This window comes from Rhizobium sp. AAP43 (assembly GCF_001296045.1).
Classification (GTDB): domain Bacteria; phylum Pseudomonadota; class Alphaproteobacteria; order Rhizobiales; family Rhizobiaceae; genus Allorhizobium.
The window spans coordinates 1-2,500 of record NZ_LJHS01000013.1; the positions used below are offsets into that span (position 1 = coordinate 1).

The 2,500-nt window shown below is 53.6% G+C and carries 1 tRNA gene and 2 rRNA genes (1 of these 3 cut by a window edge); all 3 read right to left on the reverse strand.

The annotated features are described in order from the left end of the window. Positions 1–50 precede the first annotated feature (50 nt). A tRNA-Met gene (locus IP76_RS10070) sits at positions 51–127 on the reverse strand. Positions 128–282: 155 nt separating this feature from the next. Beyond that, positions 283–397 (reverse strand): 5S ribosomal RNA (gene rrf / locus IP76_RS10075). Positions 398–511: 114 nt separating this feature from the next. Next, positions 512–2,500 (reverse strand): 23S ribosomal RNA (locus IP76_RS10080); it runs 810 nt beyond the window's last position.

Below are 2,500 nucleotides of genomic sequence, written 5' to 3' on the forward strand. Positions count from 1 at the left end.
AAAACCGCCCCCATTGGATGGAGGCGGTTTTGCGTATTTATGTTTGGATTTGGTTGCGGGGGCAGGATTTGAACCTGCGGCCTTCAGGTTATGAGCCTGACGAGCTACCGGGCTGCTCCACCCCGCGCCAAGAGCGTCGAACTTTCGTTGTGACGCTTGAAGTCTGTAATCAAACAAAATGGCCGCTTGAAGCGGCCCGTTGTTTTCGGCTTGGGCCGATGGTGTTTTGAGAAGATTTCGGACGTTTTGATTTGAACGTACCGGACATATTGCCATTAGCAGACCTGGCAGCGACCTACTCTCCCGCGTCTTGAGACGAAGTACCATTGGCGCAGGGGCGTTTCACGGCCGTGTTCGGAATGGGAACGGGTGCAGCCACCCCGCAATAACCACCAGGTCAGCTAAGGGCAATATGTGAGAAGCTGGTACAGGGATATTCCTGTTTTTGGTCTGAACACGTTTTGGCATCATCGCCCGGTTATGTCCGGGCCGATGAGCATGGTCAATGAGAACGATCAAGCCAATCGAGCTATTAGTAACGGTAAGCTTCATGCATTACTGCACTTCCACACCCGTCCTATCAACGTGGTAGTCTTCCACGGCTCTGATAGGGAATACTCGTTTTCAGGTTGGTTTCCCGCTTAGATGCCTTCAGCGGTTATCCATTCCATATATAGCTACCCTGCTATGCCGTTGGCACGACAACAGGTCCACCAGAGATATGTCCATCCCGGTCCTCTCGTACTAGGGACAGATCCTGTCAATATTCCTACACCCACGGCAGATAGGGACCGAACTGTCTCACGACGTTCTGAACCCAGCTCACGTACCGCTTTAATTGGCGAACAGCCAAACCCTTGGGACCTGCTCCAGCCCCAGGATGCGATGAGCCGACATCGAGGTGCCAAACAACCCCGTCGATATGGACTCTTGGGGGTCATCAGCCTGTTATCCCCGGCGTACCTTTTATCCGTTGAGCGATGGCCCTTCCACACGGGACCACCGGATCACTATGACCGACTTTCGTCTCTGCTCGACTTGTCAGTCTCGCAGTCAGGCGGGCTTATGCCATTGCACTCGACGACCGATTTCCGACCGGTCTGAGCCCACCATCGCGCGCCTCCGTTACTCTTTCGGAGGCGACCGCCCCAGTCAAACTACCCACCATACACTGTCCCGGATCCGGATGACGGACCGCGGTTAGACATCCATGACGATAAGGGTGGTATTTCAAGGATGGCTCCACGAAGACTGGCGTCCCCGCTTCAAAGCCTACCACCTATCCTACACATGCCGACACGAATGCCAGTGTAAAGCTATAGTAAAGGTGCACGGGGTCTTTCCGTCTGACCGCAGGAACCCCGCATCTTCACGGGGAATTCAATTTCACTGAGTCTATGTTGGAGACAGCGGGGAAGTCGTTACGCCATTCGTGCAGGTCGGAACTTACCCGACAAGGAATTTCGCTACCTTAGGACCGTTATAGTTACGGCCGCCGTTTACTGGGGCTTCGATTCAAAGCTTGCACCTCTCCTCTTAACCTTCCAGCACCGGGCAGGCGTCAGACCCTATACGTCGTCTTGCGACTTCGCAGAGCCCTGTGTTTTTGATAAACAGTCGCTACCCCCTGGTCTGTGCCACCCCAAAACACTTGCGTGCATTGGGGTCACGCTTCTTCCGAAGTTACGCGTGCAATTTGCCGAGTTCCTTCAACATAGTTCTCTCAAGCGCCTTGGTATACTCTACCTGACCACCTGTGTCGGTTTCGGGTACGGTCTATACGGTGGAGCTATTTCCTGGAACCGCTTCCTCGCCCAGACAATCCAATAAGTCTGAACAAGTTACGCAATCCGTCACTACCACCAGGCCCACGAATATTAACGTGGTTCCCATCGACTACGCATTTCTGCCTCGCCTTAGGGGCCGGCTAACCCTGCTCAGATTAACTTTAAGCAGGAACCCTTGGTCTTTCGGCGAGGGGGTCTCTCACCCCCTTTATCGTTACTCATGTCAACATTCGCACTTCCGATACCTCCAGGGCCCCTCACAGGTACCCCTTCACAGGCTTACGGAACGCTCCGCTACCACGTGGATAAATCCACATCCTCAGCTTCGGTGCATGGCTTTAGCCCCGTTACATTTTCGGCGCAAAGACCCTTATTTAGACCAGTGAGCTGTTACGCTTTCTTTAAATGATGGCTGCTTCTAAGCCAACATCCTGGTTGTTTTGGGATCCTCACATCCTTTCCCACTTAGCCATGACTTGGGGACCTTAGCTGGAGGTCAGGGTTGTTGCCCTCTTCACGACGGACGTTAGCACCCGCCGTGTGTCTGCCGACTAGTACTCCTCGGTATTCGGAGTTTGGTTAGGATCAGTAAGACGGTGAGTCCCCATAGCCCATCCAGTGCTCTACCCCCGAGGGTATTCGGTCGACGCACTACCTAAATAGTTTTCGCGGAGAACCAGCTATTTCCGAGTTTGATTGGCCTTTCACCCCTA